This window comes from Paenibacillus sp. FSL H3-0457, from assembly GCF_037981725.1.
In the GTDB taxonomy this organism is placed as follows: domain Bacteria; phylum Bacillota; class Bacilli; order Paenibacillales; family Paenibacillaceae; genus Paenibacillus; species Paenibacillus amylolyticus.
The window spans coordinates 1,587,274-1,602,179 of sequence record NZ_CP150283.1 but is presented as its reverse complement, the minus strand read 5'-3'; the positions used below and the strand labels follow the sequence as shown (position 1 = coordinate 1,602,179).

Sequence of the window (14,906 nt, the reverse complement as noted above, 5' to 3'; positions counted from 1 at the left end):
ACAGTTTTCCTTCTGTTCTGAAAAAAAGTTTATTGGGAATGACGTCCAGTTTACCTGTCAGGATGTCAAAAGTGGATTGATTCTGGCGACTACTGCTCCCTCACGGGTATAGACCCGTGGAATGCGGTGCGCCATCATGCAGATCACTTCATAAGCAATCGTACCGAGCTGAGATGCCACCTCGTCTGCGGTTATTACGCCACCAGACTGATGACCGATGAGGACAACCTCTTCGCCGACTTGAATTTCTTCCGCCTCTTCCGCGAAAGATTGTAACGACACCATACACTGATCCATGCAGATTGTACCGACGACAGGGACGCGGCGTCCGCGTACAAGCACTTCTGCTTTACCTGTCAGCATTCTGGAGAATCCGTCTGCATATCCGATCGGCAGGGTCGCTATTCGTTCGTAACCTTGCGTAAAATAACGGGTTCCGTAACTGATCCCCCAATGGGGTGGCAGTGTTTTGACCAGAACCGATTTTGTCTTCAGCGTCAATACCGGGGACAGCTTCACCACCTGATGATTCACCTCAGCCGAAGGATAGAGTCCGTACAGGCTTATTCCCACACGTACCATGTCATAGGACAATTCCGGTGTATCAATGGCAGCGGCGCTGTTCGCCGTATGTATAATCGGGATGGAACATCCCTGATCCCTGAGCGCATGAACCACGCTTTGGAACCGTCTATACTGCTCCAGTGTATAGGTTTTGTCTTCTTCATCTGCTCTGGCAAAATGGGTAAACATACCTTCCAGCATCACCTGATTGAGCGAAGCTACTTCCTGAATGAAAGCCAATGCCTCATCGCCAGGCAACAGACCTAATCGGCCCATGCCGCTGTCGATTTTAATATGAACCTTCAGTTGGTTAGCGAATGTGCTCGCATCCAGATGTCGAATGGCGTCAAGCACTTCCCTGCTGAACAGTGTGACGGTCACATCATGTTGCCATGCAACAGCGATCCCTTCAGGCGGCGTATATCCCAGTACCAGGATTGGAATCGTAATCCCATGTTGTCGCAGTTCCAGAGCTTCGTCAAGAAAAGCCACACTTAAGTAATCCACACCCACTCGTTCCAGTTCCCTAGCCGTCTCCACCGCTCCATGTCCATAGGCATTGGCCTTCACACAGGCGAGGAATTTCATGCCCTGAGGCAATGCCTCGCGGAAAGCTTCTACGTTAGTACACAAATGATCCAAATTGATCTCCGCTTGGGTCGGCCGATATTGTCCTTGCACGTTAAGTCACCTTCTCTAATCATCTTAATCCGGCTCACGTCAGACTCCATCGTAATGCTCCAGCATGTGACTGTCAAATGAACCGAAGTTTCGCATCCAAAAACAGATGTAAGGTGCGCCTTTTGAAGAACAAATGCGAACACAGAAGAAGACCGATAAGCGAGATTAGCAGGGCAAAATCCCACTTTTCACCCAAGCAAAATCTGCTTATATCGATTATTTACCCGGTTCCCTCAGCGTAGAAGCGCATTTTGCTTTATTGAGTGTATCGGGTAAGAAAAACAGCGCTAAATGAATACCTTTCTTACATCAAAGCAAAGCACCGGAGAACAGGTCTCCGATGCTTCTTAGCATTCCTTATGTTTATGCTACTATTCGTTCATTTGTTCAAAAATCATTTGCCTGACTCTTCCTGCATCGATGTTGCAATGCGTGCCATTTCGTTCTGAGGCAGGTCGGCACTGGTGATCCGATATTCTATGCCATCTGTCATCCATGTCAGAGTCTTCAATGCATCTCCGCTGATCATCCCCAGTGTGAATCCAAGATCTACTACACTGGATGGAGCAAGTGATACAGCTCGATCCTGTGGTCTGGCTTCGAATATCGTGTAATTATATGTTCCTTCATAACGAAGCATAACCGAATAGTCTCCCGCTTCTTCCAGAATCTGATCGTCCTTGAGCTGCACGCCTTCCGGCGCATAAGTCGGCTGAATCACGCCGAAGCTGTCTGCCCCTTCCGGTTCTGCAAGTGTCGGCTCTTCGCCTTCCTGACCTGTTGCAGCACCTTCTGTACCTTGCTGCTCTGTGTCACCACCTACACCCGACTGTCCATCAGTAACGGCTCCATCAGGTTCAGGCGCAGTCTGAGGATTGGCAGGTTCTTTACCGCCCTCACCTGTTTGCTCCGCAGGAGTTACACCAGAATCCGTTCCTGTTTGGCCGCCCTCTTTTGTAGCTGCTGTCATGTTACGTTGCATGTCAAAGGCGTCTTTCTCAAATGCAGCACCAAATTTGAAGGAATCAAACTTCACATCCACGACCACATTGGCATTGGAGTCGGATACCTCAACCTGTTTCGGTGCGTAATCACTTTTGTTCAGCCAGATCTTCTGTCTGACGAGTGCATGTGTATTATAATTGGCAGCTACATCAAAAACATAGCTCTCCTTCTCATCCGCAAACTGACGGGTTGTATCCCCCGTAATGCTCCGAATCAATGTTTCATAGAGATATACCTGTCCTTGATTATCTGGCCAATTGCTCTGAAAACGGAAGCTTTTGTTCTGGCTCGGTGTCAAAACAAACACGCCTTCATCGTTACGCAGTACAATCTGTGTTACATCCTTTTTTGCATTCGTTAACGCAATACGATAATAGGAAGGCTTCTGATGCCATACCTCGACCTTGTATTGCTGCGGCGTATCTCCGGTATGCAGCGTCATCACGCCTGCCCCCTGGTAACTTTCCATCTCTCCTACGACTTCGTTCAGATCTTTGACCACAGCTGCCGCATCCTTCTTCCCGCAGGCGGCAAGTAAGGCCGATAAGACCAATACCATGGCAAGCATCCATGATATTCGGCGCATGACATCATCCCCTTTAGCACATGTTTTCACTTCAGGATTGTGCTTGCAGCAGAACCCCTACTTGATTAGTACATGTTATGAGGGACTTGTTCGATATATGCGGACTAGTTTGACAAGCAATCGGTGAAGTCAGTTAATACGGCATTACTACGCTTGCATAGTCCTACCACAACGGAATATACACCGGATAACTCGTATCCTCTTCAGCGGCCCCAGGGCTTCTCTTCACCCACAATCTGCGCAGATCAGGCAGACCATACCCCGCAAGACGATAATCTCTCAGTGAATCATGATGGGCGTGTTCTTCCTTGAAGCTGTATGTGGGCAGAAGCAATGCCTCCTGAATCAGTCGATCTTCTAGCCGAATCAATCTATTCAACCGCTCCGCAGCTTCCTGGATCATGACCACTTGTCCACATTCCTGTTCCAGTTCATGTCTCCAGTGATCATTCATCGCAATCAGGAATAACGTGTTCTGGAAGGTGTACATCGTCACGAGACTCAGCACGACATGATCATTGAAGATTTCTCCTGTATAGATCAGATCACAATCCCCGAACCCATCTTGATAGACTGCATGGATCGGATCTCCCTGCATAATGTTGATATGTAGGCCAATCTGTTTACTTCTCTCTGCAAACCAGACCATATCTGCCTCCATCTTCTCGCCTTCTTCCACCCACAGGCTTAAACTCTGCCCTTGATAAGAGCTATGACGCAATAATGCTGAGGCCCGCGCCAGTGAGGTCTCCATGGAAAGGTCAGATACAGGTGTGACCGAACATTCTATTTGTTCCGATTGCTGTTTCCATGGCTCCCCTTGATCTGAACCCACCTTTAAAGGTTGCTGTACTCGTCCTCGAATCAGACTATAAGCAGCCTGCGTGTTCGTGCTTCCGAGCGCTTGCGACAACTCCTGCGCATTCAATAGCTGTTGAACAGCCCGGCGAAAATTCACATCATGCTGCGGCCCTTCCTTTTGCATATTAAACGTCATATACATGCCACCCTGCATCTCATGCTGCACGGCACGAGGCTCCGCATCCGGAAATATATTATGCTTGATGACGGACTCCACCCTCCCAGAATGGGGAAGTTGCCATATTTCAACGCGGTCAATATAGGCTCGACCTTGGAAGTAGGAAGGGAATACTTCCAACACAAGCAGCTTGGAATCATGACGTGTCAACCGATAAGGTCCTGTTCCAATCGGATGGAGCGGATTCATCTCCACATCTCTCGGCAAGATCGATGCAGACATACTGCTCATCAGATCCGGGAACATGAAGTTAGGCTTGTTTAACACAAAACGTACAGTCAATTCGTCCAACGTCTCTATGCGCTCAATAGATCCAAACAGAGGCCTGCACGGGTTACTCTTGTCAGAGATAATGCGATCAAAGGTAAACTTCACGTCCTCTGAATCCATTATTCTGCCATGATGAAATGGTATACCTTTGTGAAGATAAAAAGTCCATTCGCTCCCCTCTGAATGACTCCCCCATGCCACAGCCAGACTCGGTTCACAGACCTGGTGTTCAGCATTATAACGAACCAAACGATCAAAAACCTCCTCAACAATAAAAACTTCTCCCCACATGGCCGTCTGCGTGGGATCCAATGTCTTAAAAGGGATATTCCGTGGAATCCGCAATGTATCCACTCGTCCTCTGTCCCCTCCATTCGAACGCAGACCAAATTGATGCTGCATTTGCTGCATCAGATGTTCTCTCATCGTAATTGGTAAGGTGGCGGCCAGTTCATAGGCGTCCTCCATCCTGTTCCCATCCAGGAGATGGTCAAATCGTTCACGCGCCACTTCAAGCAACGGGACACAAAATACCAGCATCGATTTTTTGCCTCTTCCGCGCTGCGGGTTCCACCTGACCCATCCATTCTCCTTGAATTTGTTCATAATGAGGTTCATATTGCGCATGGTACAACATAATAGATCGGCAAGTTCACCTACTGTTGTATATAATTCTTGTTCATCATGCACATGTGGAAAGTTTAATCGCAGTTGAATGTAATGTTCTGATACGTCCATATATGCCCTACCTTCTGCTAAAATACGAAATCCATCCGGATGCTTCTACAGTTTTTCTTCAGGTTTTCCTCCATTATACTCAGTAACATCAACATGACCAGTGGGAAGGAAGAAAAACGACTTATGAAATACGCCGATTTGCACCCGAACATCAGGATACGTATCATTACTGATTTTTTCACCGATCTGACCCAGAAGTCCATCATTCCATTCATGGCGATCTATCTGAGTATTCAGATTGGCGCAGGTTTGGCGGGGTTATTGCTGACGGTCAATATTGTGGCTTCCATGATTGTGGGATTGTGGGCAGGATATTGGTCTGACCGGATTGGACGGAAGAAATTGATGGTGATTGCACAAACTCTGCAGGTAGTGGCTCTATTTTGCTTGGCCATCGCCAATTCGCCGTGGATGGATTCGATCATTGTCACTTGTCTCATGTTTCTGCTCAGCAGTCTCAGTTCAGGGATCACCGTGCCGATTGCTAATGCCATGATTGTCGACGTGAGCAGTGAACATGAACGTCATTATGTATATGGATTGCAATATTGGACAACAAACGTTGCTGTAACTTTTGGTGCACTGATGGGCGGGCTATTTTTCGAATCATTTCGTTTCCTATTGTTCAGTCTGGTATGCCTTGAAAGCCTAGCCACCCTGTTTATTTTGATCTTTATGATTCGTGAAACAATGGATAAACGTGAATTAGGTTATGGCGATGCTCCCATCCAGAGGAACATACTGAAAACGTACTGGGCGGTCTTTCAGGACAAACGTTTCATGATATTTTTCACGGCTACTGTACTTGCAGTCTCCCTGGAATTTCAATTGGATAAATACATCGCTGTTCGTCTAAAAAATGAATTCACCGCCCAACTGTTCGGCTCAGATATCTCAGGTCTGCATATGTTCAGCCTTATCATGGTCATTAACACCGTTATGGTCGCTTTGGTTGCCATTCCATTCTCCAGATGGATAGGTCGCTTCCAGTCCCGATCTATTATGACTGTTGGTATGCTCCTCTATACCGCAGGTTTCACCGTACTTGCTTTCAGCAACTGGGCCTGGTTACTCATCTCATCCGCTATATTGCTAACCATTGGAGAATTGATGTACGCCCCTGTTCGTCAGGTCATGCTCGCGGGCATGATTCCAGATTCGGACCGTGCTGCCTATATGGCTGCTGACGGGTTGAGTTACAACGCCGCTGCCCTCCTCGGCAGTCTCGGGTTAACCATTGGAGCCTTTCTGCCCTCCTATGCGATGGCTGGTCTGTATATCCTGATGGGGCTTGGAGCGCTCATCTTTTTCCGAATGTTACTTCGGAAGGCAGAGGAACAGAATCAACATCTGCCGTGTGCAGATGCATCTTGATTTCACTTTTCTGGCAACTTTTCCGACAACAAAATAAAAATCCTAGGGAGCCCAGCAGGCTCTCTTTTTCATGTCCATGATCAACGTTTAGAAGTAAATTATCTTTAACATTTTGTATATTATAGTTTACATTTAGTCAAATATCATGTACATTAGGTTCATGGAGGTGAGCAAGTGGAAGAATTACACAATCACGTTCGGGAGTTACGAGCAAGAGACCGGCTATCCCAAGCAGAACTGGCCAAACTCATTGGTGCATCCCGTCAAACCATTGCCCTGATTGAGCGTGGAGATTACTCTCCGTCGGTCGTTCTGGCACTAAAAATAGCACATGTATTTCGTGAACCTGTCGAAAAAATCTTTGAACTGAAAGGTGGAGATTAAAATGAAAAATTCATCATCCTCGTCCATTAAAAAGCGGTTGCGTCTTCCCTTGTATGCAGCCGGTGGCGCTGTAGTTGGTTTTCTCGGCGCTAGCGGAGTGAGTAAACTCCCTTCTGACTTGAACTGGACGCTGTCCGTGTATTATGACTATGATCTTTTATTCGCAATACTGGCGGCTCTTGTGGTAGTTATGACGGTGTGGAACATTTTCAGTCTCTCCCGCACGCCATCTGTCCCTCCCATGGAAGATGATGCTTATGGAGATTCCGATTCACTCATCTCTCCCGCAGAGCGCTCCCTCGGAAAAGCGATGATCCTCAGCGGATTCAGCGTTATTCTTACGTTTACCTGGGCAGCACTTGCCTTGTCCTTGTATGCATCCAACCGAACCATGCCGAATTCTCCAGAACTGTTCAACCTCTTGAATTTTGTTGCTTCGTGTATCTCTATTATCATCGTTGTGGTCGTGCAAACTCTGACTGTGAAGCGATACAACCGTTATTATCCTGAACGCACTCTGGATCTGAACTCGCGCAATATGAAGAAAGATCATTTTGAGAAGCTGGATGAAGGCGAGAAATGGATTGTCTATCGCGCAGCCTATCGTTCTTTTCAGATGATGAATGTACTTCTTGGTGTTGGAATGGTCTCTATGGTTCTATATTCGATGCTCTTTACCTTTGCTCCATTCCCAATTGTGATGCTCTCTGTGATCTGGATTGCCAACATTGGAATCTATTATCGTGAAACCTATCGTGCGAGTAATCAGTAATACATGAGTAGGTAACTATTTTGTAAATATTTTCATAAAGGAGTGTTTGCATGCATTTATCCAAACGAAAGACCCGTTTCAGGTTCACCTCCCTAACAGGAGCTTTTATGGCTGCGGTTCTGTCTCTCAGTCTGTGGGTACCCGCAGTTCAGGCGGAGACCGCGACTCCAGTAGCTGCTGAACAAGGAAAGACGAAAGCGCTGACAACTGAATCGGCTACAGCTTTTCTGGATTCATTCTTCGATTCACCTGAGGCAAAACCCCATTATGTGGGAGCCTCCGTTGTTGTTGTGAAGGATGGCAAAGTTCTGGCGGAAAAAGGATATGGCTTCTCCGATGTGGAGAGTAAAACAGCGATCGATCCGAAAAATACGGCCTTCCGTGTAGCCTCTGTATCCAAAACGTTCACGTCAGCTGCTGTAATGCAGCTAGTGGAGCAAGGCAAGGTTGATCTGCAAGCTGATTTTCAGACCTATGTGAAAGGGCTCGAATTCGATAATCCTTTTGACAAACCTGTAACTGTGGAGAACCTGCTCACACACACGACCGGATTCGAGATTCGTGATCCGCAGCAGGAAGACATCCATACTGATTTCGACAAGTACATAGCGATGGAGGATTACGCTAAGCAACACATGCCTCCTGTCGTTCGCGAGCCTGGTAGTGCCTATATGTACGATAATTTCTCGTTTTTGCTGCTTGGCATGATTGTTGAGAATGTAAGCGGCGAGCCCTTTGAATCCTACATGCAACAACATATCTTCAAACCGCTAGGAATGGATAATAGCAGTTTCATGCTGGACAAAAAGTTCCAAAAGCAGCTGGCCACGGGCTATGATGCGGCACACAATCCGCTTGATCTGTACACCATCTCTCCAACACCAATGCCTCAAGGTGGCATGTTGTCTACCGCTGAGGACATCGGGAAGTTCATGATTGCGTTCCTGAATGATGGCGTGAAGGACAACAAGCGAATTTTCAAGGAATCCACGGTAAAAAGTATGGAACAGTACCGTTCTTCCATTCATCCACTGTTACCAAACACGACGTATGGATTCGAAGCTGCATTTCAGCTTCCCGGAGCAGGAAGTAGTCCAAAAGTTATTACAAAAGGAGGCGACCTGACCGGATTCAGCTCTTATCTCTTCCTTATTCCCGAGCAAAATACAGGCGTTTTCCTGACGTATAATCAAAATGGAGCACTTCGTAACCTGTTCTACCCTGCATTCATCCAGAGCTTCTTCCCGGAATATGCAGAGCCTGTACAGTTCAAGGAATACACGCCGCAATCCGCAGCTGAGCTGCAACGCTTCACCGGATTGTACGCAGATCTTCGACTTAGCACGATTGTAAGTTCCTTGAAAGGTGGCGGGGATAAGCCAGGACAACTGAGCATTAACGATGTATTCCTGGGTCAACGCAACCTGATTCAGGTGGAAGATAATCTCTTCAAAGATGAATTGACTGGTCAATTCACAGCATTCAAAGAATATGCAGATGGAACCACATACATGAAAGAACCTTACCTCAACCCTATGGGTTATGAGAAAAAAGGTCAAAAGCCTATGGGCTTCCGGGATGTTCGTGAGAACAGTCCTTATGCCGAAGCCATCTATGCCATACAATCTCTTGGATATTATGAGAATGATGGCAACAAGTCTTTCCAACCAAAAACAGGTGTGACACGAGCTGAATTTATTGAGAACACCCTTAAACTGAGTGGATTGAAGCCCAGCAAAACTACGCCTCCTGCTGACACCGACTGGGCAGACCATACAGCGGCCGGATATATTCAACTCGGATATGAGTTGGGTATGATTACTGGCACGGACGAACAGCAGTTTAAGCCGGATCAAGTGATTATCCGACAGGAAGCAATGGTCATGATGTGGAGAATTATGCAACTGCAATATCCTAGCGAACTGTTCAATGATGTGAAACTTGCGGGGCACACAGATGCATGGGCTGTACCAGCCATTCAGATGATGGCGAAGCTTGGTATCCATGGACCCGAGGTGAAGGTAATGGAGGATGGTTCTGTTGATTTCCTTTCCCGCAAACCTCTGATTCGTCAGGAAGAGGCTGCGATCATGTATGCGCTGCTTACCCAACCAACAGATCAAATCGTCGCTGAACTGATGGCTGCTCAGCAGCCACAAGCAGAACCTGCTGAAGGAGCTGAGCCTGCAGATGAGACATCTGAAACTGCGCCGGTTCCTGTACCAGCGCCGGTCCCTTCTGTGACTTCAGCACAATAAAAATAAAACATCTTCATACCGATTAGATTGATCATGCTTATGATGCAAGAAAAAAACAGGCTTGTTCAGAAGGATACAATCCTTCTCGAACAAGCCTGTTTCGTTACTTTTCATAACTTATTATAGCAATCTGTCACTAAGTTATATCCGTCTCTATTCAATCAACGAAGTTACATGGAGGTTCCCGTTGCGCTGATCAAACTTGGCTGCAGCGGTCTGAGCATGCTCCGCAAAGTAATCGGCCAACTTGAGCAGGTCGCCTGGATCACCTTCATACGGGAAGGATGCTGGCAAACGCAATCGGTATTCTGGAGATTCTTCCGCCCAGCGGCGAAGCAACGATGCCGCTCTGGCATAAAACAACATTTTGGCGTAAGGATCTTCATGATCAGCAGCAAACACCAGTGTTTCCTCCAGCACATCTATGCCTTTTGCCGGGTTCGTACGTGCGAGATAATCCATCTGCTCCGCAAAACTCTGCACAAAATCGTTCTGGCCTTTGATCAGGCGATATCCCTTGGTCTGATGTTTATCTGCTTCCGCAGTCCGTCCCAGTCGATATAGCGGCATCAAAATTTCAGATAAAGTCAGATGGGGAATCTCCGCACAGCTCATACGCCCTTTCAGGATAGGCTGTGCCGCCACCAACACCTTCTCATCGTCTCCTTTTAACAAGAAATATCGCATAATCTCATCCTGCTCACAGGCTTCGCAGTCACTCATAAAGTCACGATCCATCGTTCTGAATCGATCATAACTGCGTCCCGCTTCCTCCAGCTCCCCAAAATCCATAAAGATCCGGAACCGATAATACCAGTAGGAGCGTTCGCTGTAACCGTAGGACTTGAAGCGCCGTCCGAAATCCTCCAACAGCTCCAGGATCTTCTCGCGTGATATTTCCGGAAAGTCGGGCATCTTGCCCAATATCCATTTGTACGACCACATTAACGTTTCTTCATCATATTCTTCGGGCTGTTGGTCGAACTTGCCCAACTGCCAGGAAAAAGCAATCAGTGCTTTCATTGGATAACCACAGAATGTTGCTGTCTCCACAATCTCCGATCTTGCTTCATATGCCTCTTCCTCCATGCCGTTCACATCGGCAACTCTTGCCGCTTCCTCCAGCATACCAAGCTTCGCCGGACCATTGGGCAAACCATAGGCTTCGTCCATCAGTTCTTCAAAATCCATCTCTGTCTTCATCAGGCTTCCCCCTTACGATCTGTATTTGCACGTAAACCCCAATCAATAAAACGAACAATGCCCTGATTTAACACTTCAAGCTCCTGCTTGCTCATGGCATAATGCCCCATCATCAGTGCATTGACGTATAACATTTCGATGGCAATCGGTGTCATCTGGTCATCCGGTGATGTCAGTACCCGCTGAATGATCGGATTACTCACGTTCAAATACAAGGTTGAGTACCCTGCTGAACTCATGTTAGAAGATAATGAACCCAGAACAGACGAGAACAATTCCGTGCTCTCCTCGCTTGCTTTTTCAAGCGCACGAAGTGTTGAGGATTCCTGAGACAGCGTGAACAACACCGGCAGATCCGAAGGTTTAAAACCTTTCACCTCAGCCCGACAACGGAAGCGCTGTAAGGCAGAATCGGCCAGTCGCAAGGCATCATAATACTGATTACGCTCAGCAGGTGGCACATCGGTGAAACTCATCGAGACCTGATCCGGCTGTAGCCGCTCCGTGTGTACGTTGTGCACGGTCATCGGCAGTATCGCTATCAAATCGCTGTCATAGATATAACCACCGTTAATTACCAGCATCGATTGTGCGGAAGCTACATGATGAATCTGACGGTACTCATCAACAGAGGACGTGAAATACAATGTCTCTCCTTCATCGATTAGCTCACCCAGTTCACGGTGCCCCCTCGTACTCTCAAATGGCAACCAGCGATGAATCATCGCGTAGAATGCTTGATCCTGCACAGCCAATGCCTTCATGGACAGAGCATGCAGACGAATCAGCTTCTGAAGCCGTTCCGTCTGGCTCTCAGCCATGTCGGCCAGTCCCTTGCGAAGTGCGTCTCCGAGTTCGGAGCGAACTTCCTCCAGCTTCTCATTTTCATAGAAATGTTCCCGTGATGCCGTCGGTTGAAGCTCATCTGTCCAGATCAGACATTTCACGAAGAAAGCCCACTCTGGCAAAATGTTCTCAGCCTTCTCCGAAATCAGCATTCGCTTCAGGTAAACCCGGTGAGAACGCTTGGCATTCAGATTAACCGCGTGTGGCAGTACAAAAGCAATACCTCCGGTACGGCCTGAAGCTGTCGTCAACGGAATGAAGTCTTGGAACTGCTCACCAAGCAGACGTTCACCAAAAGCCAATACCTCCGCTCTGCGTGAACATGCGAGTGCAGGGTCCATCAGCCAGATCGGTGTCTCGCTATTCACCACATGTTGCACGCCGTCATGATACAGCGTGACCGGATACGGCAATAATGCTCCGTAATAGAACAGAGCTTCTTTCACATACTCTGGTTCAAAGTAGTGCGCCGCGTCCGGTGTGCAACGCAGATATACTTTGGTCCCCGGGGACAGCTGTGTGTCCAACTGTCGAATCGTATAGGTGCCATCCGGCTTGCCCCGCCACTCCATCGAAGGGCCGCCCTTCGCGGATTGCGTCAGCATGACAATTTCGTGACTCACCATAAAACAGGATAACAACCCGATCCCGAAACGCCCGATAAAGGAAGTCTCTCCATCCAGCAGCGCTTGCTGCCCCCTCTTCGAGGATTGTCCAATCATCGCCAGGAATTCATGGATGTCAGCTTCAGTCAAGCCGATGCCGTTGTCCTCCACCATCATGGTCAATTGCTCACCTGTTTCCGTCAGTTCAACACGCACTTCACCCTGATACCCTGGCTCCGCCTCCGTTCGTGCGGTAATCGCATCCGTCGCATTCTGCATCAGTTCGCGCAAGAACACTTTAGGACTGCTATATAGATGGTTGGATAAAATCTGGATCATCCCGCTCAGGTTCACTTGAAAACGATATTCATTGGATGCTGTCATGACTCACTCACCTTCCTCTACGTCCAATACACAATATGCACCCATACGATGTATTCATATGGATGTGTTAGACGAATTCATTATGTAATCGTTAGAAACAGACGTTCCCCGTGACAGGCACGCCAAAACATCACGTCAAGCCGGCCCTGGATAACCAAGACCGGCGTTATATGCATATTTCAGGCATTCATGAGACGTAAGGCCTTATCTTTCATTACCACGTTATGAATAGCAATGAAACGGATGTTCTACCCTAAAATAAGGATACATGTTACAAGGCAGAGTGAAAACAAACCTTAGACCCGATTTCAGACAGACTTCAGGGTAAATGTGCATCTTACATTCGGGACTATTGAAGGAGGAATAGATCTTTTTTGTCGTCCATTTGAACGATATCAGCCTACCACACGTATAATCTCCAAACTCAGATCGGACGGTGAATATACATGATCGAAGTACGCAACATATCCAAGCAATTCAAGGTGCATCAAGCACTGCATGATGTCAGTTTCACAGTTAAACAAGGCAGTGTCACCGGGTTGATTGGACCCAACGGTTCAGGCAAAACCACACTGATCCGTATCATGAATGGTGTCTTAGGCGCTTCCGGTGGACAGGTAACCATTAACGGATTGGACGCCGCTCGTGAGGCGGAGAAAGTACTGGCCATGTGTGGCACTCTTACCGAGCAAAGTGGATTATATGAAAATATGAGCGGGAGTGACAATCTGACTTTCTTCGCAGATGTTTTTGGCCTGAAGCATGCCAAGAAACGAATCGACGAGCTTGTAAATCTGTTCGAGTTGCAGGATTATCAGCATCGAAAAGTCGGCACCTATAGCACAGGCATGAAGAAACGCTTGGGCCTTGCACGAGTACTCTTGCACCGTCCTTCCATCCTGTTTCTGGATGAGCCCACCAATGGCCTGGATCCGGATGGAATTCAGATGGTTCTGCGCTTTATCCGTCAGTTAAATAAGGAAGAAAAGATGACAATCCTGGTCTCATCCCATGTGCTGTCCCAGTTGTCAGCCGTCTGTGATCATTATATTTTCATGGAAAAGGGGCGCATCGTTGAGGAAGGCACGGAACAGGAGATTGTTAGCCGGTACCTGTCCACTCCGAAGCTCGAAGTAGAAGCCGACATGCCCGAAGGATGGCACACAGCAACCGACTACACACCTGAAATAATCTCCGCACATCAAGCAGTATTTCAGCTTACATCGCGTGAAGATATTCCATTACTGCTAAGGCAATTAACGGAGCATGGTCAAGTCTATCAGGCCCGCATCACGGGCAGTGATCTGGAAAGTATCTATTTTGCCATAAGGGAGGCACATCACCATGAATAACCACCAAGCCATACGTGCACTGGTACGTAAAGATATCCGGTCCGTCACAGCCAGCGTTCAGCTCTGGTTGCCCATGTTGATTGTTCCACTGATTATCGGAATCATTATGCCCTCTGCCCTCCTGTGGGCGGCCTCCAGAATGGAGCTTCGTTCTCTGGGCAACATCAGCTTTCTACTCGAATCATTGGATGCGTTAACCCATGGTGGACAGATTCCTCAGCTTGCTTCCATGCCTACAGATAATCATCGTATTGTCTATTACTTGGCCATGTATATGTTCGCTCCCTTGTTTCTCATCATTCCGGTGATGGCCTCCAGTATTCTGACGGCCAATAGCTTCGCTGGTGAGAAGGAACGTAAGACGCTGGAAGGGTTGTTATTCACACCGATCAGCATGGAGACTCTTTTTAAAGGTAAAGTGCTAGCTGCCCTGATCCCTTCCATTTTATTATCCTGGGTTACTTTCCTGATCTACGGAATCATTGCCAATATTCTGATGTACCCCATGTTTGGAACGTTGATGTTTCCCAATCTGAACTGGATAATACTTGTCGTGTGGGTTGTTCCCGCTTGCAGTCTTATGGTCATTTTATTAAACGTCCTGATCTCGGCCAAGGTCCGTGGGTTCCAGGAAGCCTATCAACTCGGCGGATTAATTGTCCTTCCCCTCATCGCCTTAGTCGCTGGTCAAGCCAGTGGCATGCTGCTGATTGGTCCTTGGATGTTAGTCATGATTGGAGCAGTGCTCCTGCTCATAAGTGTGGTTCTTCTTCGTCTGGTCACGTCGTGGAATAGTCGTCAGCAACTGGTGGAAAGTCAGATCTGAATGATGTGGAGTGTAGCGA

General features: G+C 47.6%; 11 protein-coding genes. 6 read left to right on the top strand and 5 right to left on the bottom strand.

Going from position 1 to position 14,906, the window contains the following annotated elements:
- Nucleotides 1-57: 57 nt before the first annotated feature.
- The 3 genes from alr to MHH25_RS07075 all read right to left on the bottom strand — a co-directional run bounded on the left by alr (nt 58) and on the right by MHH25_RS07075 (nt 4,883).
- Entirely contained in the window at nt 58-1,245 is a 1,188-nt protein-coding gene (gene alr / locus MHH25_RS07085; RefSeq protein ID WP_340019590.1) for an alanine racemase, read from the bottom strand.
- 394 nt (nt 1,246-1,639) lie between these two features.
- The gene (locus MHH25_RS07080; RefSeq protein WP_340019589.1) at nt 1,640-2,836 is read right to left on the bottom strand and encodes a DUF4367 domain-containing protein; all 1,197 of its coding nucleotides are present in this window, start codon (nt 2,834-2,836) and stop codon (nt 1,640-1,642) included.
- A 163-nt stretch (nt 2,837-2,999) separates the two neighbouring features.
- Nucleotides 3,000-4,883, bottom strand: a complete 1,884-nt coding sequence (locus tag MHH25_RS07075) for an ABC transporter substrate-binding protein (RefSeq protein WP_340019588.1) — start codon at nt 4,881-4,883, stop codon at nt 3,000-3,002.
- 123 nt (nt 4,884-5,006) lie between these two features.
- Between MHH25_RS07075 and MHH25_RS07070 the strand changes: the two genes are divergently transcribed.
- The 4 genes from MHH25_RS07070 to MHH25_RS07055 all read left to right on the top strand — a co-directional run bounded on the left by MHH25_RS07070 (nt 5,007) and on the right by MHH25_RS07055 (nt 9,671).
- Nucleotides 5,007-6,257, top strand: a complete 1,251-nt coding sequence (locus tag MHH25_RS07070; protein WP_340019587.1) for an MFS transporter — start codon at nt 5,007-5,009, stop codon at nt 6,255-6,257.
- Between the two features lie 174 nt (nt 6,258-6,431).
- Nucleotides 6,432-6,641 carry a helix-turn-helix transcriptional regulator gene (locus MHH25_RS07065; RefSeq protein WP_017690042.1) on the top strand — a complete coding sequence of 70 codons (210 nt, stop codon included), beginning with the start codon at nt 6,432-6,434 and terminating at the stop codon, nt 6,639-6,641.
- Between the two features lies 1 nt (nt 6,642).
- A complete protein-coding gene (locus MHH25_RS07060) occupies nt 6,643-7,413 on the top strand; it encodes a DUF3169 family protein (protein WP_076251515.1) in 771 nt (256 codons plus the stop codon).
- Nucleotides 7,414-7,463: 50 nt separating this feature from the next.
- A complete protein-coding gene (locus tag MHH25_RS07055; protein WP_340019586.1) occupies nt 7,464-9,671 on the top strand; it encodes a serine hydrolase in 2,208 nt (735 codons plus the stop codon).
- Between the two features lie 153 nt (nt 9,672-9,824).
- Here the strand turns inward: MHH25_RS07055 and MHH25_RS07050 are convergent, their stop codons facing one another.
- Complete coding sequence (locus tag MHH25_RS07050; RefSeq protein ID WP_340019585.1) at nt 9,825-10,874, bottom strand: hypothetical protein; 1,050 nt, start codon at nt 10,872-10,874, stop codon at nt 9,825-9,827.
- On the bottom strand, nt 10,874-12,709 hold the full coding sequence (locus tag MHH25_RS07045) for an HSP90 family protein (protein WP_340019584.1): 1,836 nt from the start codon (nt 12,707-12,709) through the stop codon (nt 10,874-10,876). The genes MHH25_RS07050 and MHH25_RS07045 overlap by 1 nt, the downstream gene beginning before the upstream one ends.
- Before the next feature lie 446 nt (nt 12,710-13,155).
- On the opposite strand from MHH25_RS07045, the gene MHH25_RS07040 reads away from it, so the two are divergent.
- Nucleotides 13,156-14,061, top strand: a complete 906-nt coding sequence (locus MHH25_RS07040; protein ID WP_340019583.1) for an ABC transporter ATP-binding protein — start codon at nt 13,156-13,158, stop codon at nt 14,059-14,061.
- Nucleotides 14,054-14,887: an ABC transporter permease subunit gene (locus tag MHH25_RS07035; RefSeq protein ID WP_340019582.1), complete on the top strand. Its 834-nt coding sequence runs from the start codon at nt 14,054-14,056 to the stop codon at nt 14,885-14,887. The genes MHH25_RS07040 and MHH25_RS07035 overlap by 8 nt, the downstream gene beginning before the upstream one ends.
- Nucleotides 14,888-14,906 lie beyond the last annotated feature (19 nt).